Genomic DNA, 26,500 nt, shown 5'->3' with positions numbered 1-26,500 from the left:
GTGGTCCCGGTCCATGTGTGACCGGGACCACACCGTGGGCGCGCCTACGGAATCGCGTTGGCGGCCGGAGCCACACTGGTCGTCGACTTTCCTCTGCACCCCGCTGAACGGAGTACGCCGTGCACCCCCGCATGCGACGCATCCAGGCCGCCCTCGCGGCCACCGCCCTGCTGACCGGACTGGCTGCCTGCGGGGGTGACGACGAGACGCCCACCGAGGAGTCCTCCTCGAGCGCGGAGCCGTCGGCCGAGGCCACCGAGACGCCCGAGGAGCCGGCCCTGTGGCCGCTGACCGGCCTCGAGATGGACGGCGACGCACCCACCCACCCGGTCATCGTGACCAAGGTCGACAACACCTCGTCGAGCTCCCCGCAGATCGGGTTGAGCAAGGCCGACATGGTCGTGGAGGAACTGGTCGAGGGCGGGATGACCCGGCTCGCGGCGTTCTACTACTCCACCGTCCCCGGAGTCGTCGGCCCGGTGCGCTCGATGCGCGCCAGCGACATCGGCATCGTCCCCACCGGTGCGCACGTGATCACCAGCGGCGCAGCGGCCATCACGCTCCAGCGCATCAACAAGGCCGGCATCCCGTTCGTCACCGAGGGAGCCAAGGGCGTCTACCGCGACACGGGGCGCTCCGCGCCGTACAACCTGTTCGCGCACCCCGACGTGATCGCCAAGGGCATCAAGGGCGGCGAGGCACCCAAGCCCTACCTCGACTTCGGCGCCGAGGCCGACTTCCCCGGTGGCAAGAAGGCGTCGTCGCTCTCGGCCTCCTTCGGCGGCCACACGACCGACTGGACCTTCCAGGGCGGCACCTACGTCAACGCCAACTCGTACGCCGCGGAGGGCGACCAGTTCCCGGCGACCAGCGTGCTCGTGATGCGCGTCGAGATCGGCGACGCGGGCTATCGCGACCCGGCCGGCTATCCCGTGCCCGAGACCAAGTTCGAGGGCACCGGTCCGGCGCAGCTCTTCCACGACGGCAAGGTCGTGCAGGGCACCTGGACCAAGGACGGCCTGACCGGCGCGATCAAGCTGGAGACGAAGAAGGGCGAGGAGCTCACCGTCCCCGCCGGTCGCACCTGGATCGAGCTGGTGCCGCAGGGCAGCGGCAACGTCACCTGGGCGAAGTAGCCCTCAGCGAGCGCTGTCCCGACCCGCGGCCGGGTCGGGCAGCGGCACGCCGGCGTCGGCCAGCGAGCGCAGGCCCGTGAGGATGAACCCCAGCGCCGCCTCGACCCGCTGGGCGGCCAGGGCTGGGTCGTCGCTCGAGGCCACGGACGTGCCGGCCGACGACATGGCGCCGAAGAAGACGCGCGTGAAGGTCTGCAGCATCTCTTCGTCCACCTCGCCGTCGTCCCACTCCCCGGCCGTGAGCACCGCCCGGACGATCTCGACCACGATCGCGAACGTCGAGCGCTCCTCCTGCTCGCGGAACCGCTCGTAGCCCAGCACGGAGGGGCCGTCGAGGACCACGATCCGCCGGTAGGCCGGCTGCTGGACGACGTCGAGGAACGCGCGCAGCCCGGCCTGGGCCTTCAGCCACGGGTCGCGCTGATCCTTGAGGCCGGCCTGGATCGAGGCGCGGGCCTCGGCCTCGACCCGCTCGAAGACGGCCTCGAAGAGCGCCTGCTTGCCGGAGAAGTGGTGGTAGAGCGCGCCCTTCGTCACCTGCGCCTGGCCGACGATCTGGTCCAGCGACGTGGCGGGATAGCCCTGCTCGGCGAAGAGCTCCTCGGCGACGGCGACGAGCTCGCGCTTGGTGGAGGAGCGGGTGGTACGGCGAGCGCCGACCCGGGGCACCTTCGTCGGGACCTTGGGGATCAGCCGGGCCGCCGCGGGTTTGCTCACCGGGCGAGTGTAGGTCCGGCCGTCCGGACGCCGAGACGTTCGGTGTGGGCGGGATCACCGCCGTGCGTCCTTGTCCGGGCTGCCGGCCGACATACTCTGGGTACGTACCGTTGGTATGGAACACGATCGCCCGAAGGAGCCGCCATGACCTGGACGTCCTTTCACCACCGCGGAGACGTCCTCCGCGCCGTGATCACCCAGGCCGACGCCCGCCGCGACGGCCTGCTGCCGATGGACGTCGATGGTGTCGCCGAGACGTTCCGCGACGAGCTGACGCTGCTCGGCGCGCTGGCCCTGCGCTGGCACACCCGCCTGGCCGGTCGCATCGAGCGCGAGCTGATGACCCAGCCGATGGACCTCGAGGGCGCCGTCCTCGCCGCCTGGCAGGCCACCGCGGCGGAGCTCCCCGGCGTGCGGGCGATCCTCGACCGCTACCGCGCCGAGCCCCTCGATGCCGAGATGGCGCGCGCGATGACGACCTCGGCCGCCAAGGAGCACGTGCTCCTGTCCGTCATGGCGGGTCGCGCCTCGGCTCGCGACGACGGCGCGGCGGCGGCCGGCGAGCGCATCGCCGAGCGGGCACGCGCCTCGCTGACCGTCCCGGCGCCCCGCGCCGCCTCCGGCTCGCCGTCGCTGGTCGAGCGCCTGCGGGCGGTGCTCACCGCGGCCTGAACCGCGCCCCTCGACGTGACGGTCCTCCCCGACGCCGTGCGGCCCCATCCGCACCCTCCCCTCCCAGGACGTCGGGCGAGGGCCGTCTCGCACGTCCGGGCGTGCACGTCTGGGACATACTGGACGACATGACCGGCCGGACCCACGTGGCTGCGGGCAGCCTCCTGCTCGCCACCGCCGAGCTGGTCGATCCCAACTTCGCGCACACGGTCGTGCTGGTGCTCGACGTCGACGACGACGGCGTGCTCGGGGTGGTGCTGAACCGTCCGTCGCCGGTGCCCGTCGCCGAGGTGCTCGCGCCGTGGGGCGCGCTGTGCGCCGAGCCCGAGGTGTTCTTCCGCGGCGGCCCCGTCAGCCCTGACGGCGCGCTGGCCGTCGCCCTGCTGCACGACGACGGCGACGTGCCCGTCGGCTTCCGGACCGTCACGGGCCGTCTCGGCATGGTCGACCTCGACACCCCGGTCGAGCTCGTCGACGGCGGGCTCGGCGAGATGCGCGTCTACGCCGGCTACGCAGGCTGGGGACGCGCCCAGCTCGACGCCGAGATCGCCGAGGGGAGCTGGTACGTCGTCGCCGGCGAGAGCGCCGACGCGTTCCGCGCCGACACCACGGACCTGTGGCGCGAGGTGATGCGCCGCCAGCCCGGGCAGCTGTCGTGGCACGTGACCCGGCCTGCCGATCCCGACCTGAACTGAGCGCCCGACTGACCTAGACTCCTCCCCATGAGCACCATCGGATTCTCGCCCGGCACGCAGACGATCGAAGACCGTCGCACCCAGCCGACCGACGAGGGTGATCACGAGAAGTTCAGCCACTACGTCCCCAAGGACAAGCTCACCGAGGCGATGGTCATGGGCACGCCCGTCATCGCCCTGTGCGGCAAGGTCTGGGTGCCGTCCCGGGCGCCGGAGAAGTTCCCGGTCTGTCCCGACTGCAAGGACATCTGGGAGCAGATGAAGCCCGGCGACGGCAGCGGTGACGGTGGCAACCAGGGCCCCGACGCGTGACGGGACCGACCGACCCCGTCCACCCCCAGCCCGTCCTCACCCCCGCGTGGCCCGACCGCGCGGCCTGGGGCACGGCGCCGTCGTTGCGCGCCTGGCAGCAGGCGGCGATGGACAGGTACGCCGCTGCGTCGCCGCGTGACTTCCTGACCGTCGCGACGCCCGGCGCCGGCAAGACGACCTTCGCCCTCACGGTCGCCGCCGAGCTGCTGGGTCGCCGGATCGTCGATCGCATCACGATCGTCGCGCCGACCGAGCACCTCAAGGTGCAGTGGGCCGAGGCCGCCGCACGGGCGGGCATCCCGATCGACCCGACCTACAGTGCGGGCTCCGGCAAGACGTCGAAGGACTACGTCGGCATCGCCGTCACCTACGCCGGGGTCGCGGTCAACCCGCTCGCGATGCGGATCCGCACCGAGCGCTTCAAGACGCTGGTCATCCTCGACGAGATCCACCACGCGGGCGACGCGATGTCGTGGGGCGACGGCGTCCGGGAGGCGTTCGAACCCGCTACCCGCCGACTGGCCCTGACCGGGACGCCCTTCCGCTCCGACGTCAACCCGATCCCGTTCGTCACCTACGCGCCCGGCGACGACGGGATCCCGCGCTCGGTCGCCGACTTCACCTACGGCTACGCCCACGCGCTCGCCGACCACGTCGTGCGGCCCGTCCTCTTCATGGCCTACTCCGGCGAGATGACCTGGCGCACGCGTGCCGGCGACGAGGTGCTCGCGCGCCTCGGCGAGCCGCTCACCAAGGACATGCACGCGCAGGCACTGCGCACCGCCCTCGACCCGGCGGGCTCGTGGATGCCGGCCGTGCTCGCGGCCGCCGACAAGCGGCTCTCCGAGGTGCGCCGGCACATGCCCGACGCCGGCGGCCTCGTCATCGCCTCCGACCAGGAGTCCGCCCGGGCGTACGCCGCGCTGCTCAAGAAGATCAGCGGCGAGGCCCCCACGGTCGTGCTCTCCGACGAGAAGGCGGCCTCGAAGAAGATCTCGAAGTTCAGCGACTCCGACCAGCGGTGGATGGTCGCCGTACGCATGGTGTCCGAGGGCGTGGACGTGCCGCGCCTCGGCGTCGGGGTGTGGGCCACCACCACCGGCACCCAGCTCTTCTTCGCGCAGGCCGTCGGGCGCTTCGTCCGCGCCCGGGGACGCGGCGAGACCGCGTCGGTGTTCCTCCCGTCGGTGCCGCACCTGCTCGGCTACGCCTCCGAGATGGAGGTCGAGCGCGACCACGTGCTCGGGCGCAAGGTCAACGACGACGGCGACATCTTCGCCGCCGAGAACGACCTGCTCGCCCAGGCCAACGCGGCCGAGTCGGCGTCCGGCGAGCTGGAGATGTCCTTCGAGGCGCTCGGTTCGACCGCGTCCTTCGACCGCGTGCTCTACGACGGCGGCGAGTTCGGCCACTCCGGTGAGGTCCACGTCGGGTCGGAGGAGGAGATGGACTTCCTCGGCATCCCCGGGCTCCTCGAGCCCGACCAGGTGCGCGAGCTGCTCCACTCCCGCACCAGCGAGCGGGCCAAGCAGCAGAAGGCCGCCCGCGGTGGCCGCGAGCCCGACTCGGTCGCCGAGCTCACCACCCACGAGCAGCTCGCCGTGCTGCGGCGCGAGCTCAACGGGCTGGTCGCCGCCTGGCACCACCGCACCGGCCAGGCCCACGGCATCACCCACGCCGCGCTGCGCAAGGAGTGCGGCGGCCCCGCCGCGGCCGTGGCCTCCGCCGACCAGCTGCACGCGCGGATCAACCGCGTGCGCGAGTGGGCGGTCAAGAAGACGTCCTGAGGCGCCGCGCGTGGCGGTGCGTGAGCCACCGTCTCGGCGCGCGGACGGTGGCTGTGCCACCGACGCGTCCGCGGGTCGCGGTCGACACGGCGTACGGCGGTGGGTGACCCACGTTCCGTCGAGCTGGACTGTGGCTCACGCACCGCTCACGGCGGCGTCACACGCGGACCGGCCGCCGCCCGCGGGTGCGGGCGACGGCCGGTCGGGTGGTGCTGTGTGTCGTGGTGCGAACGAGGCGCTGGCTCAGCGAGCGCGCTCGATGTTGCGGCGGTTCTCGACCTTGAACGAGCGGTCGAAGCCGGGGCCGCCGTCGCCACGGTCGAAGCCGAGGCCGCCGACCAGGGTGTCGTTGCCCGAGTGGCCGAGCAGGCGGTCGTTGCCCTGGTCGCCCTGGACGCGGTCGTTGCCCTCGTTGCCGCCGAGCATGTCGTCGCCCTTGCCGCCACGGACCTTGTCGTTGCCCGACCCGCCCTGGATGCGGTCGGTGTCGTCGCCACCGAAGATGACGTCGTCGCCGGCGAGGGCGTTGATGACGTCCTCGCCCTTGTTGCCGAACAGGCGGTCGTCGCCGTTGGTGCCGGTGATCGTGTCGGTGTCCTTGCCGCCCCGCGCGACGAGCTTGGTGTCACTGCACGTGATCGCGGGCGCGTTGTCGAGGTCGACGCCGTAGCTGATCGTGTCGGCGCCGGCCCGGCCGGCCGCGGTCATGGTGCAGCCCTGCATGTTGAGGACGTTGGGCCCGTCGCCACCCTTGAGGGTCACGGTGGTCGCGACGGCGTCCACGTTCTCGACGTTGCTGACGCGCTGGTCGACGGTGACGTCGGGGGCGCCGGTCTCGAACTGCGTGCTGCGCAGGTCGAGCAGCACCTGTCCGTAGTTGTAGGCGACCTCGAAGGTGTCGACGCCGTCGCCGCCGTTCCATGTGGACAGGTCGACCACGTTGGCGCGCACGGTCATGGTGTCGTCGCCGGCACCCATGTCGACCTTGACCTTGGTGGGCTGGGCCCCGGTCGCGGGGTCGGTGACCTCGAAGGTCTCGGCCGCCGCTGTGCCCGCAAAGGCGATGACGGACGCCGAGGACTCCACCACGTAGTGGGTGAAGGCGCCGTTCCACGCCAGGACGTTGTTGCCGTTGCGGTTGACCCGGCGTCCGTTGGCGTCGATGGCGACCGTCCCGCCGTCGCCGTCGTTGAGGGTGTTGACGCCGTCGCCGACCTCGACCGAGCCGTTGCCGGTCTGGTTGCCGTGCCAGTCGAGGACGTCGTCGCCCGACCCGAGGTCGATCTTGTCGGCGTTGGCCTCGCCGGCCACGCCGCTGCTGACGCTGTCGTTGCCCGCGCCGGTCGAGACCGTGTCGACGCCCGGTCCGGCGGTGACCACGTCGGCGGCAGCGCCGCCGGCGTAGCTGTCGTCACCCGGGCCGAGCGTGGCGGTCACGGCGGTGCCGGCCGCCAGGGGCGTGGTGTCGACGGCGTCGTCGCCGGGACCGGCGTCGATGACCGTGGCGGTCGTGGCCGTGCCCGGGAGCACGCAGATCGTGTCGTTGCCCGCGAGGCCGGTGATGCTCGAGCCGGCGAGGGCGACGATCACGTCGTCGCCGTCCGTGCCGGCGACGGTCCCGGTCGTGGTGCCGTCGATGGTGACCGCCTTGCCGAGGCAGGTGGTGGCGGCCGCGGCGTGGGCGCCGGGGGCGGTGAGCAAGGCTGCGGCGAGGAGCGCCGTCGTGCCGGAGGCGGCGAGCGAGCGGCGTACGTGGTGATGCATGGGTTCTCCCTTGGATCGTGTGGTCTGGACCACCCCGTCTCGGGGTTGGCTGCGCAGAGGCATCCGACCTTGTGATGGGAGACGGCAGGGGGAAGTTGTCACTAGATTGATTCCATGGCCGCCGAGACGTCGCAGACGCTCGACCGCGGGCTCCGGGTCCTGCGGGTGCTGGCCGACGCGCCGGAGGGCCTCACGGTCACCGAGCTGTCCCAGCGGATGGCCGTCAACCGCACGGTGGTCTACCGCCTGATCAGCACCTTGGAGCAGAACGCGCTGATCCGTCGCGACTCGCGCGGACGCCTCTTCGTCGGCCTCGGCGTGCTCCACCTCGCGGCCGCGGTGCAGCCGCTCCTGCGCGACCTCGCCGTCCCGGTCCTGCGCGCCCTCGCCGAGGCGCTCGGGTGCACGGCCCACCTCACGGTCGCCGACGGCGACGAGGCCCTCGCCCTCGCCGTGGTGGAGCCGACGTGGACCGACTTCCACGTCGCCTACCGCATCGGCTCGCGCCACCCGCTGTCGGCGGGGGCCGCCGGGAAGGCCATCGGGCTGCTGGACGAGGCGGACTTCGCGCCGTACGCCGTCACGAGCGGTGAGCTGCAGTCCGGTGCCCACGGACTGGCCGCACCGGTGCGCGGCCTCGAGGGGCTGCGGGCGAGCGTCGGCATCGTGACCCTCGACGGCACCATCGACGAGACGCTCGTGGCGCCGCGGGTGATCGCGGCGGCCAAGGAGGTCGCGGAGCGCCTGCGCTAGAACGGTCTGATGCCCGGCCCGGGCCGGGTGGCGACGTCGCGCCGTCCGGTCAGCTCGTGCCCCTCAGCGCAGCGCAGCGCGAGGTGGACCTCGGCCCCGCAGCCGACGTGCTCGAACTCGACCGGTGATCCCTCGGGGTCCGCGAGGTAGCGATCGCCCCAGGCGCGTACGGCGACGAGCACCGGGTAGAGGTCGAAGCCCTTCTCCGTGGGGCGGTACTCGTGGCGCTCGCGCTGCCCCGGCTCGCGGTAGGGCTCGCGGCGCAGGATGCCCGCCTCGACGAGCAGGGCCAGCCGGTCGGTGAGGACCTGGCGGGGCATGCCCGAGTGGCGGCGCATGTCGTCGAAGCGACGCACGCCGTTGAACACCTCGCGCAGCACCACGAACGTCCAGCGCTCGCCGAGGATCTCCATGGCTCGCCCGACGGTGCAGTTGTCCGTCGACCAGGCGAGGGCGGCCGGAGGGGAGGCGGTCATCACGCCAGCCTAAGTCTCGTTGACAGACTCAGCAAGGCGGTGCGAGTCTGGATCCATGACACAGACCCAGCCGCAGCCCGACCTCAGTGCCTGGCAGACCGCTTCTCGCGAGTTCACGTGGGCCCTGCCCGGCCAGGGTGACTTCGCCGCGATGGCCGAGCTCGACGGCCTCGGCCAGCTGCACGCCATCGAGCAGGGCCTGGTGCCGCCGCCGCCGGTGATGGCGACGATCGACATGAACCACTTCCACGCCGAGCGCGGCTCGGTCACCTGTGGCATGCGCGTGGACACCTTCCACTACAACCCGCTCGGCGGGGTCCACGGCGGGATGATCTCGACCCTGCTCGACACCGCGGCCGGCTGCTCGGTGCACTCGACCCTGGCCGTCGGCGAGATGTACACCTCGCTGGACCTGAGCGTGAAGTTCCTGCGTCCGGTCACCCTCGAGTCCGGTCAGGTGACCTGCGTGGGGAAGGTGCTCTCGCGCGGGCGACGCACGGCGCTCGCCGAGGCCCAGCTCGTCGACGAGGACGACCGGCTGCTCGCGCACGCCACGTCGAGCTGCATGATCTTCGGGGGCTGGGCCTCCAACAGCTAGGTGCGCTGGCCCGGCGTCGCCGCAGCGGCCCGCGCCAGCGGGAGCACGCGGTGCTCGATCTGTGCGGCCAGCGCGATCACCGTGGTCGAGCGCTCGATCCCGCCCTCGGCGAGGACCTGGTCGATGACGCGCTGGAGGTCGGCGTTGGACCGCGCGACCACCCGCGCCCACATGTCGCCGGCGCCGGTGATCGTGTAGGCCTCGAGCACCTCCGGGATCCGGGCGAGGTGGGCGGCGATGGCGTCGTGGCCCGACCCCTGGCGGATCTCCAGGGTGAGGAAGGCCATCACCGGGAAGCCGAGGGCGTCGGGGGAGAGGTCGGGGCCCCAGCCGGTCACGACCCCGGTCGCCGCGAGCCGGTCGAGGCGGGCCTGGACGGTGCCGCGGGCCACGCCTAGGCGTCGGCTCGCCTCCAGCACGCCGATGCGCGGCTCGGCCGCGAAGAGATCGATCACATGTGCGTCCAGATCGTCCATCTGCGGCCTCCGCGTTGTGCAAGTTGTCCAGCGCTTCGGCGTACTGTTGCACACCTTGCGCTGTGTCGCGATCCTTGCGCCATGACTGACACCACGCTGACCGTGCTCACCGCCGAGGAGCAGCAGGCCGGGCTCACCCTCGAGCAGCTCCAGCAGCTGGTCGGGCTGGTGGAGTACGACGCCTCGACTGACCCGTTCCCCGTCACCGCGCAGGACGCGGTGTGCTTCGTGGTCGGCAACGCCACCCAGACCGCGAGCTTCTACCAGCTCGCGCTCGGCATGGAGCTCGAGGCCTACCGCGGCCCCGAGAACGGCTTCCGCGATTCCAAGTCCTACGTCCTGCGCAGCGGCTCGGCCCGATTCGTCTTCACCGGCGGCGTCACCCCCGACAGCCCCGTGCTCGACCACCACCGCCGCCACGGCGACGGCGTCGTCGACCTCGCCATCGAGGTGCCCGACGTCGACAAGTGCATCGAGCACGCCCGCGCCATGGGCGCCACGATCCTCGTCGAGCCCCACGACGAGTCCGACGAGCACGGCACCGTCCGGCTCGCGGCCATCGCGACGTACGGCGAGACGCGCCACACCCTCGTCGACCGCTCGCGCTACACCGGCCCCTACCTGCCAGGCTACGTCGCGCGGTCCTCCAGCGTCGTCCGCCGCGAGGGCCACCCCAAGCGGCTCTTCCAGGCCGTCGACCACTGCGTCGGCAACGTCGAGCTCGGCCGGATGGACGAGTGGGTGACCTTCTACAACCAGGTCCTCGGCTTCACGAACATGGCCGAGTTCATCGGCGACGACATCGCCACCGACTACTCCGCGCTGATGTCGAAGGTCGTCGCGAGCGGCAACCACCGCGTGAAGTTCCCGCTCAACGAGCCGGCGATCGCGAAGAAGAAGTCGCAGATCGACGAGTACCTCGAGTTCTACGACGGCGCCGGCTGCCAGCACATCGCGCTGGCGACCAACGACATCCTGCGCTCGGTCGACATCCTGCGCGACAACGGCATCGAGTTCCTCGACACCCCCGACTCCTACTACGACGACCCCGAGCTGCGCGCCCGGATCGGCGAGGTGCGGGTGCCGATCGAGGAGCTGAAGAAGCGCAAGATCCTCGTCGACCGCGACGAGGACGGCTACCTCCTCCAGATCTTCACCAAGCCGATGGGCGACCGGCCGACGGTGTTCTACGAGTTCATCGAGCGCCACGGCTCGCTCGGCTTCGGCAAGGGCAACTTCAAGGCCCTCTTCGAGGCCATCGAGCGCGAGCAGGACGCCCGCGGCAACCTCTGATCCACCCATCACGGTTTCCCCGGCTAACCGGGTAAATGTGAACTTCTCGGGGCAAGTTTGCTACCAGAAGTTTGGGTTTCCCCGGCTAGCCGGGGAAACCCAAACGATGCGTCAGGCGCTGGCCGAGGCCCGCAGCTCGTGCGCTTCGTCGATCCCGGAGCTCATCGCCCACCGGATGGTGCCGGTGGCCAGGGTGCCGAGGGCGCGGACGACGGTGCGCTCGGAGACCGGCAGCCACGGGAGCCGGAGGGGGCGCCGGGTCCACCGCGGCATCAGTGCGACGCCGGCGGCGATCAGCACGCCGTACGCCGGCCGCGCGGCCATCGGCAGGTCGGGGTGCAGCACGAGGAACCGGACGGCCGCGCGCGTCTCGTCGGTCGCGCGCAGCTCGGGGCGGAACGCCTCGAGCACGTCGCGCAGCTCGGCCACGGTGGTCGGCGGGTCGACCACCCCGAGCTTCGAGGCGACCAGGCCCGCCTGCGCCACGTAGGCGTCGCAGCCGGCGTCGTCGAGCGGGCGTGCGCCGTACGTCTGGTGCGCGAGCAGGAAGCTGTCGACCTCCGCGGCGTGGACCCATGCGAGGAGGTGCGGGTCGCCGGCGGCGTAGGGCGTGCCGTCGGGCATCGTGCCGACGACGCGCTCGTGGATGGAGCGGACAGCGCGGATCGCCTGCTCGGCGTGCTCAGCGGTGCCGAACGTGGTCACGGCGAGGAAGTGGCTGGTGCGCGCGAGCCGTCCCCACATGTCGCCGCGGTAGCCGGAGTGGTCGGCGACCGCCTGCATCGCGGCCGGATGCATCGTCTGCAGCAGGATGGCGCGGATGCCGCCGACGAACATCGACGCGTCGCCGTGCACCCGCACGATCTCGGAGTCGGCGTCGAACCACCGGGGGCCCGGCGTGCCGTGGATGCGCTCGCGGTGCTTCGGCCCGTCGGGACCGGCCACGCGACGGAAGAGCTCCTGCCCGAGTCGTGCGCGCACCGTCGCCATGCCCCCGAGGCTACGAGGCTCTGGCAAAGTGACGGCCATGATGATCCGCCCGGCCGAGCTCGCCGCGATCAAGGCCGGCACCGTCGACCTGGCGTTCCGCCGCTGGGCCAGGCCGCGGGTCGTGGTCGGGACGAGGATGCGCACGGCCGTCGGACTGCTCGAGGTCACCTCGGTCGAGCGTGCCGGCCGCATCACGGCCGAGGACGCGCGCCGGGCGGGCGCCCCGTCGCTGAAGGCGCTCAAGGAGGCGCTCGCCGCCCGGCCGCAGGACCCCGTCTGGCGCATCGGTCTCGCCTACGCCGGACCCGATCCGCGCGAGGCGCTGCGCAACGAGGTCCCCGATGCGGCAGCGATCGCCGAGATCGACGCCCGCCTGGCGAGGCTCGACCGCGCTTCGGCGTACGGCGCGTGGACCCGCGAGACGCTGGACCTGATCGACCTCAACGCAGGCGTCCGGGCGCCCGATCTCGCCGCCCAGGTCGGGCGGGAGACCGCCGACTTCAAGAAGGACGTCCGCAAGCTCAAGGAGCTCGGGCTGACCGAGTCGCTCGCGATCGGCTACCTGCTCTCGCCCCGCGGCGAGGCGGTCGTCGACGCCGGACTGCCCGCCCCGCGCGTCCGGGCTCCCCGGTCGTCGGGCACGGCGCTGCCCCGCTCCATCGGGGCGCCCGCGACCGGGGCCCTGCGCAATGTCGGCATCACGACGCTCGAGCAGGTGACCACGCTGACCGAGGCCGAGCTGATCGCCCTGCACGGCGTCGGTCCCGTGGCCGTCGACCGGCTGCGCGAGGCCTTCGCCGAGCAGGGGCTGGAGTTCAAAGCGGGCTGATCAGCCCGCGTCGCCGGCGACGATCGCCTCGGCCTCGTCGAGGTCGGACGGCTCCTCGTGCTGGAGGTGCGACCGGCCGGTCCAGAGGATCGCGGCCCCGAGCGCGACGGCCGCCGCGCCGACCCAGAAGGGCGAGCCGGGGCTGACGTGCTCGTAGAGCTTGCCACCCGCCCACGGCGCCACCGCGCCGCCACCGAAGCGGACGAACGAGTAGGCCGCCGACGCCACCGGGCGCGGGACCGGCGCCGACTCCATCACGGTCTCGGTGATCACGGTGTTGTTGATGCCGAGGAACGCGCCCGCGACCACGACGCACACGACGAGGACCGGCGGGTGCGCAGTGAAGAGCGCCATCACGAGCAGGTCGAGGGCGAACAGGCCCAGCGCGCCGACGACGACCGGGAGGTTGCCGAAGCGGCGCTGCAGTGCGGGCGCCACCCACACGCTCGCGACGGCCAGCATCAGGCCCCAGCCGAAGAAGATCCAGCCGATCGCCATCGCGCCCATGCCGAGGGGGAACGGCGTCACGGCGAGCAGGATGAAGAAGCCGACGTTGTAGAACAGCGCGGTCAGCGCGACGGTCAGGAGGCCGCGGTGGCGCAGGGCCCGCAACGGGTCGGCGAGCGAGGTCCGCGCGCCGGTCGGCGGGGTGTCGGGCAGCAGCCAGGCGGTCGCGGCCAGCGCGATGGTCATCAGCACGGCGACGCCGAAGAACGGCCCACGCCACGAGATGGAGCCCAGTTGTCCGCCGAGCAGCGGGCCGGCGGCGATGCCGAGGCCGAGGGCGGCCTCGAAGAGGATCACGGCCTGCGCCATCGACCCGCGCGCCGACATCACGATCGTCGAGAGGGCGGTGGCGATGAAGAGGGCGTTGCCCAGGCCCCAGCCCGCGCGGAAGGCGACGATGGCGTCGATCGAGCTCGACGCGCCGGCGAGCGCGGCGGAGACGATGATGATGACCAGCCCGAGCATCAGGGTGCGCTTGGCGCCGATGCGGCTGGAGACGAACCCGGTCACGAGCATCGCCACGCCCATCACCGCCATGTAGCTGGTGAAGAGCAGCGAGACCTGGCTGGGTGAGGCGTCCATCGACTCGGCGATGGGCTTGAGGATCGGGTCGACGAGCCCGATGCCCATGAAGGCGATGACCGAGGCGAAGGCGACGGCCCACACGGCGCGCGGCTGCTGCCACATCGACGGTGCCTGCTCGGCCGTCCTCGGCTCGTGGTGCGTGGTGGTCACAGTGTTCCTTCCTCGACTGACCCGGCGAGGGTCGCGCCGTCCACGGCGAGGAGGTCGCGCAGGACGGCGACGGCGGTGGCCAGGTCGCTGGTGGTGTGGTCGGTCGTGGCGAGCCGGTCGGCGACGGCGGTGGCGTGCGCACGGCGTACGTCGCTGAGCGCCGCGGCCCCGGCAGGGGTGACGTGCACGAGGCTCGCGCGTGCGTCGTCGGGATGTGGCCGCTTCTCGACCCAGCCCTTCTCGGCCAGCGCGGCGACGGCGCCCGACATCGTCGGCTGGGAGCTGCGGTCGGCGGCGGCCAGCGCGGTCACGGTGGCCGGGCCGAGCTGGTCGAGCAGGGAGAGCACCCGCACCCCGGCCCCGTCCTGGATGCTCGTGCGTCGCGCGGCGCGCACCAGGCGGGCAGCGTGGACGACGAGGTCGCTGCTCAGGCGCAGGGTCTCGGCGGTGTGCTGGGGCATGCCTCGAGATTACATAGGAAACCTATGTAGATGCCAGCGCATGTGACGCACGAGTCAGTCATGATGTGCCCATGCCGACCCACCTGGCCTTCCTCCGGGCGATCAACCTCGGAGCCACGCGCAAGTTCCCCAAGGACGCGATCAGGAAGGCGTGCGAGGACGCCGGCTTCACCGACGTCGAGACCCACATCAACACCGGCAACGTGCGCGTGACGTCCTCGCTGCGCTCCCGGGCCAAGGTCGAGGCGACGTTGGAGAAGGCCTTCCGCGAGGCGGCGGGCTTCGAGGTGCCGACGATCGTCTTCACGCAGGCGGAGTTCGCGCAGATCGGCGCGGACGCCGAGGAGCTGCACTCCGACGACCTGGCCCGCCACTACGTCCTGTTGCTGAAGGAGTCCCCGAAGGACGTCGCCGCGGTGGAGGCGGTCTCGACGGACGAGCACCGCGCGGTCGTTCGCAACCGGGCCTGCCACCTGCTGCTCGGCGACGGCGTCCAGGCCGGCAGCGTCGACCCGCTGCGGGTCGAGAGGCTCATCGGCGTCGCCACCAACCGCAACTACAACGTCGTCACCACGCTGGCGGGCAAGTGGTGCTGATCAGGCGCCGGTGAAGTCGGGGCGTCGCGACTCGTTGAAGGCGCGCATGCCCTCGGCCGCGTCGGCGGTGCGCAGCAGGATCGTCTGACCCGTGCGCTCCCGCTCGAGCGCGCCGTCGAGGTGGGACAGCGTCGCGGCGTTGATCGCCTTCTTGGTCGCCGAGAATGCGAGCGGCGGTCCCGCCGCCAGGCGCCGGGCCAGCCGGACCACCGTCGCGTCGAGCTCCTCGTCGCCCGCCAGGTGCGTGACCAGCCCCGCGTCGAGCGCCTCCGCCGCACCCAGCGGCTCGGCGAGCAGGGCCATCCGCATCGCGCGCGCCCGCCCGACGCCGGCCGCGATGGTCGCCGTCGCCCCGCCGTCCGGCATCAGGCCGACCCGCGCGAAGGCGAGCAGGAACGCCGCCGACTCCGCGGCCACGATGATGTCCGCGGCGAGCGCGATGCTCGCGCCCACCCCGGCGGCGATGCCGTTGACCCCGGCGACGACCGGCTTGTCGAGGTTGACCACGGCGCGCACCATCCGGTTGGCGGCGTCCAGGGCGCGTACGTCGAAGCGCTCGTGCGCCTCGGCGCCGCCGATGTCCGCCCCGGTGCTGAAGGCCGCGCCGGTGCCCGTGATCACCACGACCCGCACGTCGCGACGCGACACCGCGCCCTCGAGCTCCTCGCAGAGCGCGAGCGCCATCTCGCCCGACAGCGCGTTGAGCACCTCGGGCCGGTTGAACCGCAGGGTGAGCACGCCGTCGGCCAGGGCTGTCTCGAGGTCGGCCATGGGCGCGAGACTAGCGGCGGGCGTAGCGTGCTGTCCGTGCACCGGTCTCGCATCGCCGTCGTCATGATCGACCACCCGCAGGAGTCCTTCGACGCTGCGGCCGACTTCTGGGCCGGCGCGCAGGGCGCCGTACGCTCCGCCAACCCGGACCCGCCCTACGAGTCCCTCGACCGGCTGCCCGGCAACGTCGCCTTCGAGCTCCAGCGGACGGGGTCCGGCACCCCGCCGCGGGTCCACCTCGACCTCGAGACCGACGACGTGCCCGCCGAGGTGGCCCGGCTCGAGGCGCTGGGAGCCACCGTGACCGAACGGGCCGACGGCTGGGTGGTGATGGACGACCCCGGCGGCATGGTCTTCTGCGTCGTTCCCGTCTGGACGGACCAGGAGGACTTCGACCGGCACGCGATCACCTGGGACTGAGGTCGGCAGGGGTGCGTGTGCCACGATGGCGACCGTGTCAGCAGCAAGCCCCGTCGAGGTCGATCCGACGCTCACCCCCGACGAGATCACCTTCCTGGCCAAGCCGTGGGTGACCATCGTGTGGAACGACCCGGTCAACCTCATGTCCTACGTCAGCTACGTCTTCCAGAAGTACTTCGGCTATCCCGAGCCCAAGGCGGAGAAGCTGATGATGGAGGTGCACGAGGACGGCAAGTCGGTCGTGTCGACCGGGACCCGCGAGGAGATGGAGCGCGACGTGCAGGCGATGCACGAGTACGGCCTGTGGGCGACGATGGAGAAGGCGACCTGACGTGGGGGCCTTCACCCGCCACCGGTCCTCCCGCCTCGTCATCGCCAACTTCTCCGGCTTCGAGGCCGACCTGCTGCGCTCGCTCGCCTCGCAGATCGTCGAGCTGCTGCGCAACGAGGCGGCCGTGCCGGACGACTCGCGCGACCCGTTCGAGGCGATGATGGACTTCTCCGGGCCCACCAGCGAGCCCGAGGACCCGGTCCTCCAGCGGCTCTTCCCGACGGCCTACACCGAGGACGCTGAGGCAGCCTCGGAGTTCCGCCGGTTCACGGAGGGCAGCCTGCGCGACGGCAAGGCGGCCGCGGCCTGCTGCATCATCGACACCCTCGAGGAGGCCGGGCTGCCGCCCGAGCTCGAGGAGGACGGGCTCATGATCGACGTCGAGCTCGACGAGCCGTCCGCCGAGACCTGGATGCGCTCGTTCACCGACATCCGCCTCGCGCTCGCCACCCGGCTGGGCGTCGAGGAGGGCGACGAGGAGGTGTGGGCCGCCCTCGACGACGAGGACCCCCGCTCCCAGGCGCACGACATCTACGAGTGGGTCGGCTGGCTCCAGGAGACCCTGGTCGAGGCGCTGACCCGGTGAGCACCCCGTGAGCCCGATCCCCGACTTCATCGTCGAGATGCGGGAGATGATCGGCCACCACCCGCTGTGGCTGCCCGGCGTCACCGCCGTGATCACCCGCGGCGACGGCCACGTCCTGCTGGTCAAGCGCTCCGACAACGGCGCGTGGACGCCCGTCACCGGCATCGTCGACCCGGGGGAGGAACCGGCGGTCGCCGCCGCGCGCGAGGCGCTGGAGGAGACCGGGGTGGTGATCAGCGTCGACCGGCTCGCGGCGACGATGGTGCTCGACGAGATCACCTACGACAACGGCGACCGCGCGTCCTACCTCGACCTCACCTTCGCCTGCACGTGGATCAGCGGGGAGGCATACGTCGCCGACGACGAGTCCACCGACGTGCGCTGGTGGCCGATCGCGGACCTTCCCGAGATGTCCGACCACATGCAGGCCCGGATGGAGGCCGGCCTGTCCGACGAGCGCGAGGCGCGCTTCGCGGGCGGGGCGAGCGCGCCCACGGCCCCGGTGCGGCTCCGCCCCGACCGCCCCGTCCTCGGGGTCGATGCCTGCGCGGCCGGGTGGGTCGGCGTGCTGATCGGTCCGGAGGGGCGTCCGACCGTCCACGTCGCCGAGTCGATCTCGGCCCTGCTGGAGCTGGTGCGGGAGAGCGCCGACCCCGCGGTCGTCGCGATCGACATCCCCATCGGGCTCCCCGACGCGGGTGGTCGCCGGGCCGACGCGGAGGCCCGCAGGCAGCTGGTCGGGAAGGGCTCGTCGCTCTTCACCACGCTCACGCGAGCGGCGTACGAAGCGCCGACCTACGAGCTGGCGCGGGCCGCCAACGTCGCTGCCACCGGCGGGACCAGCGCGAGCGCCCAGGCCTACGCGCTCGGCCCCAAGATCCTCCAGGTCGACGCCTGGCTGCGCGGACGACCCGGGGTCGAGGTGATCGAGGTGCACCCCGAGCTCAGCTTCGCGCGGATGACCGGCGCGCCCGTGCTGGCCCGCAAGAAGGACCCCGAGGGCGCCCTCGCCCGACGCGAGGCGTTGCGCGAGCAGGGCATCGAGGCGCCGGCGTGGTTCCGCAACCCGACCTTCGCCGAGGATGACCTGCTCGACGCGTGCGCCGCCGCCTGGAGCGCCGCCCGCCACGACCGCGGCGTCACCGAGTCCTTCCCGGCCGAGCCCGAGGTCTTCCGGGACGGGATCCCCGCCGCGATCCGGGTGTGACTCAGCCCGAGTGCGTGAGCACGCCGTAGCGCTCGCGCGAGGCCAGGGCCCACCGCGAGACCGGCACCGACACGGCCGCGATGGCGAGCATGATGCCCGCCAGCACGAGCCAGCCGGTCTCGCCCATGTCGACGCAGAGCAGCGTGACCACCGGCGGGGCGAACACGGCCACGGTGCTGAAGCCCAGGCCCGCGAAGCCCTGGTACTGCCCCTGCCGCTCGTGCGGCGCAAGCCCCATCTGCAGGCCCCACTGGCCGCCGGAGCCGATCATCTCGCCGACGACGTGGACCAGCGAGCCGATCACCAGCACGACGACGGCGAACGCCGCCTCGCCGCGGTCGGCCAGCGAGACGATCGCGAACCCGGCCGCGATCCAGATCGCCCCGCGCACGAGCGCCCGGGCGCCGGCCTCGACCGAGTCGGCCCGCCGGGACAGCCGGACCTGGAAGAGCGCCACGCAGGTGGTGTTGAGCAGGAGCAGCACGGCGACCATCACCGGTGGTGCCGCGGTGCGCTCGGAGACGAAGAGCGCCAGCCCGAGCTCCATGACGAAGAAGTGCAGCGCGAACAGCCCGGTGATCGCGACCACGACGGCGTAGGGCCAGTCCCGCAGCACCGCCAGCCGCGGCTCGCCCTCGACGCGCTCGAAGGCCGGCAGGTCGGGGAGGCGGCGGCTGTTCCAGGCCGCGAAGCCGGTGAACACGGCGTTGAGCACGAAGACCGCGACGTACGCCCAGGTCTCGTCGACCACCAGCGCGGCGCCGCCGAAGACCGACCCGAGCCCGATCGCCGTGTTGGTCACCGCGCGCAGGTAGGCCTTGAACAGCACCCCGCGCCCGCCGGTCGCCAGCTGCGCGATGACCCCTTGCTGTACGGCGCCCGCCGACCGCTCGAAGAGCGCCTGCAGGCCCAGCAGCAGCGCCAGCTGCCACGGTGCCCGGGCCAGGACGGGGAGCGCGCTGGTGAGCGCGGCCCCGACCATCAGGATCGTCAGCACGCGGCGCGGCCCGTGGCTGTCCCCGAGGTGCCCGGCCGGGATCTGGACCACGATGCCCACGACGGCGGCGACCGCCAGCGCGAGCCCGACCTCGGCGGGGGAGAAGCCGACCTGGCGGGTGAAGTAGAGCGCGCTCGTCGTCATCACCGCGCCCGCGCCGAAGCGGTTGGCGAAGGAGCCGAGAGCGAGGACCCGCAGGTCGCGCTCCAGCGGGATGCCGCGCCGGGTCAGCGGTGCGGGCGGGACGACGGTCATGCACACCCCCATGTGTCTTGACGTCGAGATATATCCGGTGAGACGGGTCGGGGTCAAATGGATTGCCGCCTAGGCTTGGACCCGTGCTGACCATCGACCAGGCGACGTACGACGCGATCGTCGCGCACGCCAAGCGCGACCACCCGGACGAGGCCTGCGGCATCGTCGCCGGCCCGGAGGGCAGCGACCGACCGGTGCGCTTCATCGAGATGGTCAACGCTGCCGGCTCGCCGACGTTCTACGAGTTCGACTCGACCGACCTGTTCCAGCTCTACAAGGACATGGACGAGCGTGACGAGGAGCCGGTCGTGGTCTACCACTCGCACACGGCCACGGAGGCCTACCCGAGCCGCACCGACATCGGTCTGGCGAGCGAGCCCAACGCCCACTACGTGCTCGTCAGCACGCGCGAGCACGGGAATAACGAGGGCCCGGTCGAGTTCAGGTCCTACAGCATCGTCGACGGAGTCGTGACCGAAGAGGACGTCACGATCACGCCCACCGAGCAGGAAGAGAGCACCTGATGGCCATCGAGGTCCGCATCCCCACCATCCTCCGCACCTACACCGACGGCGCGAAGGCCGTCGAGGCGACCGGTGCCTCGCTGACGGCGCTGATCGACGACCTGGAGGGCAACCACCCCGGGATCAAGGACCGCCTGGTCGAGACCAAGGACGGGTCGGTGGACCTGCGCCGCTTCGTCAACGTCTACATCAACGACGAGGACGTCCGCTTCATCGGCGGCCTCCAGGCCGAGCTCGCCGACGGCGACCAGGTCGTCGTCCTCCCCGCCGTCGCCGGCGGGGCGCGCTGAGCGCATGACCCGCTTCGACAGCCTGCTCGAGTCCGTCGGCGGCACGCCGCTGATCGGGCTGCCGCGGCTGTCGCCGAGCCCGGACGTGCGCATCTGGGCCAAGATGGAGGACCGCAACCCGACCGGCTCCATCAAGGACCGGCCCGCGCTGAAGATGATCGAGCAGGCGGAGAAGGACGGCACGCTGCGTCCCGGCTGCACGATCCTCGAGCCGACGAGCGGCAACACCGGCATCTCGCTGGCGATGGCGGCCAAGCTCAAGGGCTACCGCATCGTGTGCGTGATGCCGGAGAACACCTCCGAGGAGCGTCGCCAGCTGCTGCGCATGTGGGGCGCGGAGATCGTGTCGTCGCCTGCCGCGGGCGGCTCCAACGAGGCCGTGCGGGTCGCGAAGAAGATCGCCGGCGAGCACCCCGACTGGGTGATGCTCTACCAGTACGGCAACGACGCCAACGCGCTCGCGCACGAGGAGGGCACCGGCCCCGAGCTGCTCGCCGACCTGCCCGAGATCACCCACTTCGTCGCCGGCCTCGGCACCACCGGCACCCTGATGGGCGTCTCGCGCTTCTTCCGCCAAGCCAAGCCCGAGGTGCGGATCGTCGCCGCCGAGCCGCGCTACGGCGAGCTCGTCTACGGCCTGCGCAACCTCGACGAGGGGTTCGTGCCGGAGCTGTACGACGCCTCGCTGATCGACTCCCGCTTCTCGGTCGGCCCGCGCGACGCCGTACGCCGCGTCCGCGAGCTGCTCGAGCTCGAGGGCATCTTCGCCGGCATCTCCACCGGCGCGATCCTGCACGCCGCGCTCGGCCAGGCGGCCAAGGCGGTCAAGGCCGGGGAGCGGGCCGACATCGCGTTCGTCGTGTGCGACGGCGGCTGGAAGTACCTCTCCACCGGTGCCTACGAGGGCACCGTCGACGAGGCGGAGGACCGCCTCGACGGCCAGCTCTGGGCCTGAGGTCGACCGCCCGCAGTGGCGGGCATCACCCGGCGTCGATGCCCACCAACAGTCCGGGCTCTGGCAACATGGGGGCTTCGAAGGGGAGTAGTTCCCGTCCCAGTCCCGGTCTCCGGGGCGCGGAGGTACGTCGACACACCGGTGGCCCAGGCCACCCGGCGTACCGCCCGGCCAGCCAGGCCGGGTGAGCGAGACCTTCGGCACCTTGACGTGCCGAAGCCACCCCTGAACGGCCTTCGGCAGCCCCACTTCCGAAAGGCCCCCATGTCCACCTGGACACTCCTCCTGATCGCCCTCGGCGTCTCCGCCGACGCCTTCGCCGTCGCCCTCGGCAAGGGCCTGCAGATGCGCCGGCTGCGCTCGCGCGACGCGCTCGTGCTGGCCGCGACCTTCGGCGGCTTCCAGGCTCTGATGCCGCTGATCGGCTGGTTCCTGGGTCGCGGACTGCGCGACTACATCGAGGACGTCGACCACTGGATCGCCTTCGGCCTGCTGGTCCTCATCGGAGCCCGGATGATCTGGGAGGCGCTGCACCCCGACGCGGACGAGAGCACCGACGAGGTCGGCATCCCCCTGCGGCAGCTGCTGCTCCTCGGCATCGCGACCAGCATCGATGCCCTCGCCGTCGGGGTGAGCTTCGCCTTCCTCGAGGTCGACATCACCGGCGCGGTGCTCGCGATCGGCGTGGTCACGTTCGTGCTGACGCTGGTCGGCGTGCACCTCGGCCACCGGGCGGGGGTCCGCTTCCGCACCCCGGCCGAGGTCGTCGGCGGGCTGATCCTGGTCCTGATCGGGATCCGGATCCTCCTCGACCACCTCGGGGTGCTGTAGGTCGGCTGGCAGGGTGGGGACATGCCCGTGCTGCCCACCCTCCCCGAGGTCCAGGACACCGGGGATGTCCGCGCCTGGGTCGCCTCCCACCTGGGGGACGTGACGCTCGAGGGCCCGGACAACGTCGGCTCCGGCGGTCACCGGGGCGGTCAGGCGGCGGCCGACGCCGCACTCGCGACGCTCGACATCACCGGCTACGCACGCTCGCGCTCGGCCGTCCTGCCGGCGAGCAGGCGGGGCGCGACCCGCCTGTCGCCGTACGTGCGTCACGGGCTGCTCAGCCTGCCCGAGCTCTGGGACGCGGTGGCCGACGCCCCGGCGGGGGACCGGCGGCGCTTCCGCGACGAGCTGCTGTGGCAGGAGTACGCCCGGCACCTCTACGCGCGGGTGGGGTCGCGGACTCGTGACCCGCTGCGCTTCCACCCGCCGCGCCCGCCCGTCTCGGAGCCGTGGGACGAGGACATGGCCTGCACGTCCTGGCTGCGCGACGAGCTCGAGACCGACGGCTGGCTGGTCAACCAGACCCGCATGTGGTGGGCCTCGCACTGGACCGTGCGCCACGGGCGCGACTGGCGAGAGGGCGAGGACGAGTTCTTCCGGCACCTGCTCGACGGCTCGCGGGCCGCCAACCGGCTCGGCTGGCAGTGGACCATCGGGGCCGGGACCGGCAAGCCCTACGGCTTCAGCCGCTGGCAGGTCGAGAAGCGTGCTCCCCAGCTGTGTCGCTCGTGCCCGTTGAGCGACGCCTGTCCGATCCAGGGGTGGCCCGACGCGCCGCGCGGTCCCCGGGTCGAGGACACCCCGCTGTCCGGCGTGGACGGCGCCGCGTCGGCCGGTCCCACCAGCCCCCACGTCGTGGGCGAGCCGACCCACGTCTGGCTGACTGCCGAGTCGCTGGGCGACGGCGACCCCGCCCTGACCGCCCACCCCGACCTGCCGGTGGTCTTCGTCTTCGACGAGCCGCTGCTGCGGTCACTGCGCCTCTCGGGCAAGCGGCTGGTCTTCCTCACCGAGTGCCTGGCCGACCTCGCCGAACGCCGTGAGGTCGTCGTACGCCGAGGGCGGGTCGCCGACGAGCTCGCCGGCCTCGACCTCGCGGCCACCTTCGCGCCCGTGCCGGGCTTCGCGCGCCACTCCCGGTCGGTCTCCGTCGTCGCCACCCACCCCTGGCCGTGGCTCGCGCGGCCCGCCGGCCAGCGGCTCACCTCCTACAGCGCCTGGCGCAAGGGCGTCCACCGCTGACGGCTCACTCCGGAGCCAGCGCCACCCGCAGCGCGCTGTCGCGCAGGTCTGGGTCGGGGTGCTCGCGCAGGGAGCGCACGACCGCCTGCAGGTCGCTCGGCCACCCCTCGACGACGCCGGCTGGCTCGGCGATCGCCAGCGCCACCAGCCCGGTCGCCGTGTCGTCCGTGGGCAGCTCGGCCAGCAGCTCCGTGGCCCTGCCGGGCCGTCGCCGTACGACCGGGGCGAAGGCCTGCGCCACGCTGTCGCGGGCCAGGACGGCCAGCGTCGGACGGTCGGCGAGCACGCAGATCCGCAGCAGGGGTGCGGCGTCGTCGAAGTCGAGGCCGGCGGCGAGCAGGCGGATGGCGCCCGCCTGGTGGAGGTCGGCGAGGCCCTCGCCGACCTCGGTGGCCAGCGCCCGGTGCCGGTCGGCGACGGCAGCGATCGTCGACTGCACCAGGGCGTCGAGGCGGCGGAGGGCGGGCCGGTCGCGGTCGGGACCGTCGAGCGAGTCGTCGTCCTGTCCCGCCAACGAGACGGCCAGCGCGGCGAGCGGGGCACCCGAACCGGTGATCGTGCACCCGGTCGCCAGCGCGGTGAGGGCCGGGCGCCAGCCGGAGGTGCGCGTCAGGTCGGCCACGGTCGCGACGAGCTCCTCGACCGCCTCGGGACACCAGGGCAGCCACGCCGGGAGCGCCGCGAGTCCCGGCCGCGCCGTGTCGGGGTCGTCGGACGCGGCCACCCGCTGCACGAGCGCGGCGTAGGAGGGCCGGTGCCGGCGGGCGACGGTCCCGACGGGCACGTCGAGCACCGCCGTCGCGACCTCGGCGTCGCTGATCGCGCGGTCGAGCAGGTCCCAGGTCTCCGGGTCGTCGAGGTGGAAGCGGGCCGCGGCGATCACGGCACGGCGTACGTCGCGGTGCTGGTCGGGGAGGTCGAAGGTGTCGACGAGGAGCCGGGCCGCGCCGGGGACCCGCTGCTCGGCCAGCAGCCGGACGGCCTCCTTGCGCGAGGTGATCTTCGCGCCGACGAGGAGCGGACGCAGGATCGCGGGCAGGTCGCGCGGGAGGACGAGACGGGCCGCGCGGGTGATCGCCGGGACCGCCACCCGGGCACGGTCGGTCTGGGCGAGCGCCACCAGGTCGGGAAGCGCATCCGTGGGGTCATCGGCCCACGCGAGTCCGGCGATCGCCGCCTCGGCGACGCTGACCTCCGTGTCGCCGGCCAGGGACCGGAGCAGGGGCAGGTCGGCGCCGATCCGACCCAGGGTGCGCGTCGCCTGCGTGCGCTCCCATGCCGGCAGCCTCGCCGACCCGGCGACGTCGCCGAGGAGCTTCGAGTAGGCGAGGACCTGTCTCGGCAGCCAGCGGTGGAAGCAACCCTGGAAGTGCGGCACGAACCGCACCCCCCGCTTGAGGAACCGGCCGTGCATCGAGCGCCGGAGCACGTCGTCGAGGAGGTCGGTGCGACGCCAGCCGATCGCGTGGGAGACCGCCGGGATGGTGACCGTCGAGCGGTCGGCCTTGATGACCAGGGCCACCCGCTCGTCGCGGGTGCTCGGTGGAGCCAGCCACAACGAGATCGCACCGCGCACGGTGCTGTCCGACTTCGCGCCGCGGGCGCGGTCGACGTACGTCTGGAGGCGCGGCAGGTCCCAGGCCCGTCGACCGAGCACGAACGCCAGGTCGAGGGCGACGTCGAAGTCGCCGCGCGCCGCGTCCGTCTCGATCCGGGGGAGCAGGGCCGTCACGAGCGACTCCTCGGCCCCGCGCGGGAGGTGGCGGGTGACGCCGCGCAGGGTCGGGCTGGACGACTGCGAGGCGAGGACGCCGAGGCCGTCGAGGGCGGTCCGGGCCAACGCGGGCTTCGCGTCCACCAGCCCGGTGTGCAGGAGCCGGTCGCACAGCGCGCGGATCGCCGACATCGTCTGCCAGGAGGCGTCGCGAGCGGCGGCCGCATCGGCGACCATCTGCGAGAGCGCGGCAGCGTCGGAGTCGCTGAACAGCCACGGGGGAACCGCCGCCAGGGCCGAGAGCACGGAGCGGCGCACGACGTCCTGGTCGTTGCGGACGCGATCCATCGAGCCCAACAGCTCGGTCACCACCTCCGGCTCCCGGCTCCGCGCGGCGGCGCCGACCAGGCAGGCCCACGCGTGGGCGCGGTCCTGAGCCTCGGGTTGCTGCGTGGCCGGGCGGAGAACGGGTTCGGCGTCGGGCCAGTCGAGGCGGGCGGTGACCGCGAGCCGCGAGCGAGGGTCGTCGGCGATGCTGCGCTCCGCGAGCAGCCGGCGCGCCGCCGCGTGCCTGGACACCGCGGGCAGCTCGTCGATCGACTCCAGGGCGTGGTGGGCGCCGTACCGGTTGAGCTCGCCGGTGCCCGCGACGCCCTCGTGGACGACCGCCCGGCGCGAGGGTGGCAGCGCGTGGAGCAGGACCGCGAGGCGACACGTCTCGTCGACGGCCCGACCGAGCGCGACGAGGTCGGCGTCCGGCAGGTCGGCCATGGCCTTCATCGCTGTGCGGCCGAGCGGCACCTGGCCGACCCGGCCGGGGTCGGTGACGAGCCGGAGGAAGCGCGCGGGGTCGAGGCGCGCCAGCATCGCTGTGTGGGTGGTCAGCGCCGCCGGGAACGGGGCGTGCAGGATGCTCCGCTCGAGCAGCCCCAGCACCCGGGCGGGGTCGGCGGGCGTCGCGGCCGCGACCGCCGGGCCGACCTGCCCCCACGTGCCGGCCCAGAGCGCGGTGGGCTCGGTGGAGAGCCGCGACTCGACGTACGCCAGCAGCTGCGCGGGGTGCCGGGAGCCGAGCGAGGTCCAGCTGCCGACGGCGTGGTCGAGGTCGGGGAGCAGGGCGGCGACCCGCTCGTGGCCCACGGCCGGCAGCAGGGCCGCGGCCTCGCGGTCGCCGAAGCGGTCCTGCGCGACGGGGAGGAGCGCCTCCGCGAGCTCGACCGACGCATGACCTCGCAGCGCACGGAACAGCGTCGCCCGGTGGGCGGCCGGCAGCTTCGGGAACCGTTCGAGGAGCAGCGATGCCGGGAGACCGAGCTCGACCGCGGCCACGATCGCCCGCGCCCGCACCGACGGCTCGGCCGCGTCCAGGCTGCGCTCCACGTGTGCGGCGTCCTGCGCGACCACGGCCAAGCGCAGGGCCAGTCGCGATCCGAAGGCTCCATGCGCGGCCAGGTCGTCGAGCAGCGGACGCAGGTCGGTGGTGCCGGCCAGCCGCCTCGCCGTCTCGGCGAGCAGCCGCTCGCGCGCGGGCGCTGGCAACGGGTCGATCTGCTGGAGCAGGCGCGCGGCGGAGGTCACGA

29 protein-coding genes are annotated in these 26,500 nt (G+C 72.7%); 19 read left to right on the top strand and 10 right to left on the bottom strand.

What is annotated here, in order from left to right; genetic code table 11:
• Window positions 1-131: 131 nt before the first annotated feature.
• On the top strand, window positions 132-1,136 hold the full coding sequence (locus C7S10_RS11670; RefSeq protein WP_108344597.1) for a DUF3048 domain-containing protein: 1,005 nt from the start codon (window positions 132-134) through the stop codon (window positions 1,134-1,136).
• Between the two features lie 3 nt (window positions 1,137-1,139).
• Here C7S10_RS11670 and C7S10_RS11665 read toward each other — a convergent pair whose 3' ends face one another.
• A complete protein-coding gene (locus tag C7S10_RS11665) occupies window positions 1,140-1,853 on the bottom strand; it encodes a TetR/AcrR family transcriptional regulator (protein ID WP_108344596.1) in 714 nt (237 codons plus the stop codon).
• A 144-nt stretch (window positions 1,854-1,997) separates the two neighbouring features.
• Here C7S10_RS11665 and C7S10_RS11660 point away from each other — a divergent pair, with 144 nt between their 5' ends.
• The 4 genes from C7S10_RS11660 to C7S10_RS11645 all read left to right on the top strand — a co-directional run bounded on the left by C7S10_RS11660 (window position 1,998) and on the right by C7S10_RS11645 (window position 5,319).
• Entirely contained in the window at window positions 1,998-2,525 is a 528-nt protein-coding gene (locus C7S10_RS11660; RefSeq protein ID WP_108344595.1) for a hypothetical protein, read from the top strand.
• A 128-nt stretch (window positions 2,526-2,653) separates the two neighbouring features.
• Complete coding sequence (locus tag C7S10_RS11655; protein WP_108344694.1) at window positions 2,654-3,220, top strand: YqgE/AlgH family protein; 567 nt, start codon at window positions 2,654-2,656, stop codon at window positions 3,218-3,220.
• Window positions 3,221-3,247: 27 nt separating this feature from the next.
• Window positions 3,248-3,532 carry a DUF3039 domain-containing protein gene (locus tag C7S10_RS11650; protein ID WP_108344594.1) on the top strand — a complete coding sequence of 95 codons (285 nt, stop codon included), beginning with the start codon at window positions 3,248-3,250 and terminating at the stop codon, window positions 3,530-3,532.
• Window positions 3,533-3,639: 107 nt separating this feature from the next.
• A complete protein-coding gene (locus tag C7S10_RS11645) occupies window positions 3,640-5,319 on the top strand; it encodes a DEAD/DEAH box helicase (RefSeq protein WP_243395334.1) in 1,680 nt (559 codons plus the stop codon).
• A gap of 243 nt (window positions 5,320-5,562) precedes the next feature.
• On the opposite strand, the gene C7S10_RS11640 is transcribed toward C7S10_RS11645, so the two are convergent.
• A complete protein-coding gene (locus C7S10_RS11640) occupies window positions 5,563-7,083 on the bottom strand; it encodes a calcium-binding protein (RefSeq protein ID WP_165807126.1) in 1,521 nt (506 codons plus the stop codon).
• A 114-nt stretch (window positions 7,084-7,197) separates the two neighbouring features.
• Here C7S10_RS11640 and C7S10_RS11635 point away from each other — a divergent pair, with 114 nt between their 5' ends.
• Window positions 7,198-7,836, top strand: coding sequence for an IclR family transcriptional regulator (locus C7S10_RS11635; protein ID WP_108344591.1), 639 nt, complete (start codon window positions 7,198-7,200; stop codon window positions 7,834-7,836).
• Here the strand turns inward: C7S10_RS11635 and C7S10_RS11630 are convergent.
• Complete coding sequence (locus C7S10_RS11630) at window positions 7,833-8,312, bottom strand: winged helix-turn-helix transcriptional regulator (RefSeq protein WP_108344590.1); 480 nt, start codon at window positions 8,310-8,312, stop codon at window positions 7,833-7,835. The genes C7S10_RS11635 and C7S10_RS11630 overlap by 4 nt on opposite strands.
• A gap of 55 nt (window positions 8,313-8,367) precedes the next feature.
• Between C7S10_RS11630 and C7S10_RS11625 the strand changes: the two genes are divergently transcribed.
• Window positions 8,368-8,910 (top strand): PaaI family thioesterase, encoded by a 543-nt coding sequence (locus tag C7S10_RS11625; protein ID WP_207769342.1) that lies wholly within the window; start codon window positions 8,368-8,370, stop codon window positions 8,908-8,910.
• Here the strand turns inward: C7S10_RS11625 and C7S10_RS11620 are convergent.
• On the bottom strand, window positions 8,907-9,386 hold the full coding sequence (locus C7S10_RS11620) for an Lrp/AsnC family transcriptional regulator (protein ID WP_108344589.1): 480 nt from the start codon (window positions 9,384-9,386) through the stop codon (window positions 8,907-8,909). The genes C7S10_RS11625 and C7S10_RS11620 overlap by 4 nt on opposite strands.
• Before the next feature lie 81 nt (window positions 9,387-9,467).
• Here C7S10_RS11620 and hppD point away from each other — a divergent pair, with 81 nt between their 5' ends.
• Window positions 9,468-10,679, top strand: a complete 1,212-nt coding sequence (hppD, locus tag C7S10_RS11615) for a 4-hydroxyphenylpyruvate dioxygenase (protein ID WP_108344588.1) — start codon at window positions 9,468-9,470, stop codon at window positions 10,677-10,679.
• 111 nt (window positions 10,680-10,790) lie between these two features.
• Here hppD and C7S10_RS11610 read toward each other — a convergent pair whose 3' ends face one another.
• On the bottom strand, window positions 10,791-11,669 hold the full coding sequence (locus C7S10_RS11610) for an oxygenase MpaB family protein (protein WP_108344587.1): 879 nt from the start codon (window positions 11,667-11,669) through the stop codon (window positions 10,791-10,793).
• A 37-nt stretch (window positions 11,670-11,706) separates the two neighbouring features.
• On the opposite strand from C7S10_RS11610, the gene C7S10_RS22790 reads away from it, so the two are divergent.
• Entirely contained in the window at window positions 11,707-12,498 is a 792-nt protein-coding gene (locus tag C7S10_RS22790) for a hypothetical protein (RefSeq protein WP_108344692.1), read from the top strand.
• Here the strand turns inward: C7S10_RS22790 and C7S10_RS11600 are convergent, their stop codons facing one another.
• Both C7S10_RS11600 and C7S10_RS11595 read right to left on the bottom strand, forming a co-directional pair.
• Entirely contained in the window at window positions 12,499-13,740 is a 1,242-nt protein-coding gene (locus tag C7S10_RS11600; protein WP_243395324.1) for an MFS transporter, read from the bottom strand.
• Complete coding sequence (locus C7S10_RS11595; RefSeq protein WP_108344586.1) at window positions 13,737-14,201, bottom strand: MarR family winged helix-turn-helix transcriptional regulator; 465 nt, start codon at window positions 14,199-14,201, stop codon at window positions 13,737-13,739. Before C7S10_RS11595 ends, C7S10_RS11600 begins: the two co-directional genes overlap by 4 nt.
• A gap of 71 nt (window positions 14,202-14,272) precedes the next feature.
• Here C7S10_RS11595 and C7S10_RS11590 point away from each other — a divergent pair, with 71 nt between their 5' ends.
• Window positions 14,273-14,797, top strand: a complete 525-nt coding sequence (locus C7S10_RS11590; RefSeq protein WP_108344585.1) for a DUF1697 domain-containing protein — start codon at window positions 14,273-14,275, stop codon at window positions 14,795-14,797.
• Here C7S10_RS11590 and C7S10_RS11585 read toward each other — a convergent pair whose 3' ends face one another.
• Complete coding sequence (locus C7S10_RS11585) at window positions 14,798-15,568, bottom strand: enoyl-CoA hydratase-related protein (RefSeq protein ID WP_108344584.1); 771 nt, start codon at window positions 15,566-15,568, stop codon at window positions 14,798-14,800.
• A 36-nt stretch (window positions 15,569-15,604) separates the two neighbouring features.
• Here C7S10_RS11585 and C7S10_RS11580 point away from each other — a divergent pair, with 36 nt between their 5' ends.
• From C7S10_RS11580 to C7S10_RS11565, 4 genes are read left to right on the top strand one after another with little or no spacing between them, the layout of a single operon-like run.
• Complete coding sequence (locus C7S10_RS11580) at window positions 15,605-15,988, top strand: VOC family protein (RefSeq protein WP_207769341.1); 384 nt, start codon at window positions 15,605-15,607, stop codon at window positions 15,986-15,988.
• Between the two features lie 34 nt (window positions 15,989-16,022).
• On the top strand, window positions 16,023-16,319 hold the full coding sequence (clpS, locus tag C7S10_RS11575) for an ATP-dependent Clp protease adapter ClpS (protein ID WP_423802714.1): 297 nt from the start codon (window positions 16,023-16,025) through the stop codon (window positions 16,317-16,319).
• 1 nt (window position 16,320) lies between these two features.
• On the top strand, window positions 16,321-16,905 hold the full coding sequence (locus C7S10_RS11570; RefSeq protein WP_108344582.1) for a DUF2017 domain-containing protein: 585 nt from the start codon (window positions 16,321-16,323) through the stop codon (window positions 16,903-16,905).
• A gap of 7 nt (window positions 16,906-16,912) precedes the next feature.
• The gene (locus C7S10_RS11565) at window positions 16,913-18,112 is read left to right on the top strand and encodes a DUF429 domain-containing protein (RefSeq protein ID WP_207769340.1); all 1,200 of its coding nucleotides are present in this window, start codon (window positions 16,913-16,915) and stop codon (window positions 18,110-18,112) included.
• A 1-nt stretch (window position 18,113) separates the two neighbouring features.
• On the opposite strand, the gene C7S10_RS11560 is transcribed toward C7S10_RS11565, so the two are convergent.
• Entirely contained in the window at window positions 18,114-19,364 is a 1,251-nt protein-coding gene (locus tag C7S10_RS11560) for an MFS transporter (protein ID WP_165807125.1), read from the bottom strand.
• A gap of 83 nt (window positions 19,365-19,447) precedes the next feature.
• Between C7S10_RS11560 and C7S10_RS11555 the strand changes: the two genes are divergently transcribed.
• From C7S10_RS11555 to C7S10_RS11535, 5 genes are all read left to right on the top strand, one after another.
• Complete coding sequence (locus C7S10_RS11555; RefSeq protein ID WP_108344580.1) at window positions 19,448-19,888, top strand: M67 family metallopeptidase; 441 nt, start codon at window positions 19,448-19,450, stop codon at window positions 19,886-19,888.
• Entirely contained in the window at window positions 19,888-20,178 is a 291-nt protein-coding gene (locus C7S10_RS11550; RefSeq protein ID WP_108344579.1) for a MoaD/ThiS family protein, read from the top strand. The genes C7S10_RS11555 and C7S10_RS11550 overlap by 1 nt, the downstream gene beginning before the upstream one ends.
• 4 nt (window positions 20,179-20,182) lie before the next feature.
• Window positions 20,183-21,133, top strand: coding sequence for a PLP-dependent cysteine synthase family protein (locus C7S10_RS11545; RefSeq protein ID WP_108344578.1), 951 nt, complete (start codon window positions 20,183-20,185; stop codon window positions 21,131-21,133).
• Between the two features lie 264 nt (window positions 21,134-21,397).
• Window positions 21,398-21,964, top strand: coding sequence for a manganese efflux pump MntP (locus C7S10_RS11540; RefSeq protein ID WP_108344577.1), 567 nt, complete (start codon window positions 21,398-21,400; stop codon window positions 21,962-21,964).
• A gap of 21 nt (window positions 21,965-21,985) precedes the next feature.
• Window positions 21,986-23,206 (top strand): FAD-binding domain-containing protein, encoded by a 1,221-nt coding sequence (locus C7S10_RS11535; protein WP_108344576.1) that lies wholly within the window; start codon window positions 21,986-21,988, stop codon window positions 23,204-23,206.
• Window positions 23,207-23,210: 4 nt separating this feature from the next.
• On the opposite strand, the gene C7S10_RS11530 is transcribed toward C7S10_RS11535, so the two are convergent.
• Window positions 23,211-26,498 carry a hypothetical protein gene (locus C7S10_RS11530; RefSeq protein ID WP_108344575.1) on the bottom strand — a complete coding sequence of 1,096 codons (3,288 nt, stop codon included), beginning with the start codon at window positions 26,496-26,498 and terminating at the stop codon, window positions 23,211-23,213.
• Window positions 26,499-26,500 lie beyond the last annotated feature (2 nt).

The sequence above is a fragment of the Nocardioides currus genome, assembly GCF_003057875.1.
Classification (GTDB): Bacteria; Actinomycetota; Actinomycetes; order Propionibacteriales; family Nocardioidaceae; genus Nocardioides; species Nocardioides currus.
The sequence above is the reverse complement of the archived record's forward strand: the minus strand, read 5'-3'. Positions and strand labels throughout refer to the sequence as shown.

What these genes read in the sequence shown, in the direction of transcription:
- C7S10_RS11670 (WP_108344597.1), top strand. Translation starts at nt 132, where the DNA reads ATGCGACGCATCCAGGCCGCCCTCGCGGCCACCGCCCTGCTGACCGGA.
- C7S10_RS11660 (WP_108344595.1), top strand. Translation starts at nt 1,998, where the DNA reads ATGACCTGGACGTCCTTTCACCACCGCGGAGACGTCCTCCGCGCCGTG.
- C7S10_RS11655 (WP_108344694.1), top strand. Translation starts at nt 2,654, where the DNA reads ATGACCGGCCGGACCCACGTGGCTGCGGGCAGCCTCCTGCTCGCCACC.
- C7S10_RS11650 (WP_108344594.1), top strand. Translation starts at nt 3,248, where the DNA reads ATGAGCACCATCGGATTCTCGCCCGGCACGCAGACGATCGAAGACCGT.
- C7S10_RS11645 (WP_243395334.1), top strand. Translation starts at nt 3,640, where the DNA reads ATGGACAGGTACGCCGCTGCGTCGCCGCGTGACTTCCTGACCGTCGCG.
- C7S10_RS11640 (WP_165807126.1), bottom strand. Translation starts at nt 7,083, where the DNA reads ATGCATCACCACGTACGCCGCTCGCTCGCCGCCTCCGGCACGACGGCG.
- C7S10_RS11635 (WP_108344591.1), top strand. Translation starts at nt 7,198, where the DNA reads ATGGCCGCCGAGACGTCGCAGACGCTCGACCGCGGGCTCCGGGTCCTG.
- C7S10_RS11630 (WP_108344590.1), bottom strand. Translation starts at nt 8,312, where the DNA reads ATGACCGCCTCCCCTCCGGCCGCCCTCGCCTGGTCGACGGACAACTGC.
- C7S10_RS11625 (WP_207769342.1), top strand. Translation starts at nt 8,368, where the DNA reads ATGACACAGACCCAGCCGCAGCCCGACCTCAGTGCCTGGCAGACCGCT.
- C7S10_RS11620 (WP_108344589.1), bottom strand. Translation starts at nt 9,386, where the DNA reads ATGGACGATCTGGACGCACATGTGATCGATCTCTTCGCGGCCGAGCCG.
- hppD (WP_108344588.1), top strand. Translation starts at nt 9,468, where the DNA reads ATGACTGACACCACGCTGACCGTGCTCACCGCCGAGGAGCAGCAGGCC.
- C7S10_RS11610 (WP_108344587.1), bottom strand. Translation starts at nt 11,669, where the DNA reads ATGGCGACGGTGCGCGCACGACTCGGGCAGGAGCTCTTCCGTCGCGTG.
- C7S10_RS22790 (WP_108344692.1), top strand. Translation starts at nt 11,707, where the DNA reads ATGATGATCCGCCCGGCCGAGCTCGCCGCGATCAAGGCCGGCACCGTC.
- C7S10_RS11595 (WP_108344586.1), bottom strand. Translation starts at nt 14,201, where the DNA reads ATGCCCCAGCACACCGCCGAGACCCTGCGCCTGAGCAGCGACCTCGTC.
- C7S10_RS11590 (WP_108344585.1), top strand. Translation starts at nt 14,273, where the DNA reads ATGCCGACCCACCTGGCCTTCCTCCGGGCGATCAACCTCGGAGCCACG.
- C7S10_RS11585 (WP_108344584.1), bottom strand. Translation starts at nt 15,568, where the DNA reads ATGGCCGACCTCGAGACAGCCCTGGCCGACGGCGTGCTCACCCTGCGG.
- C7S10_RS11560 (WP_165807125.1), bottom strand. Translation starts at nt 19,364, where the DNA reads ATGACCGTCGTCCCGCCCGCACCGCTGACCCGGCGCGGCATCCCGCTG.
- C7S10_RS11550 (WP_108344579.1), top strand. Translation starts at nt 19,888, where the DNA reads ATGGCCATCGAGGTCCGCATCCCCACCATCCTCCGCACCTACACCGAC.
- C7S10_RS11545 (WP_108344578.1), top strand. Translation starts at nt 20,183, where the DNA reads ATGACCCGCTTCGACAGCCTGCTCGAGTCCGTCGGCGGCACGCCGCTG.
- C7S10_RS11540 (WP_108344577.1), top strand. Translation starts at nt 21,398, where the DNA reads ATGTCCACCTGGACACTCCTCCTGATCGCCCTCGGCGTCTCCGCCGAC.
- C7S10_RS11535 (WP_108344576.1), top strand. Translation starts at nt 21,986, where the DNA reads ATGCCCGTGCTGCCCACCCTCCCCGAGGTCCAGGACACCGGGGATGTC.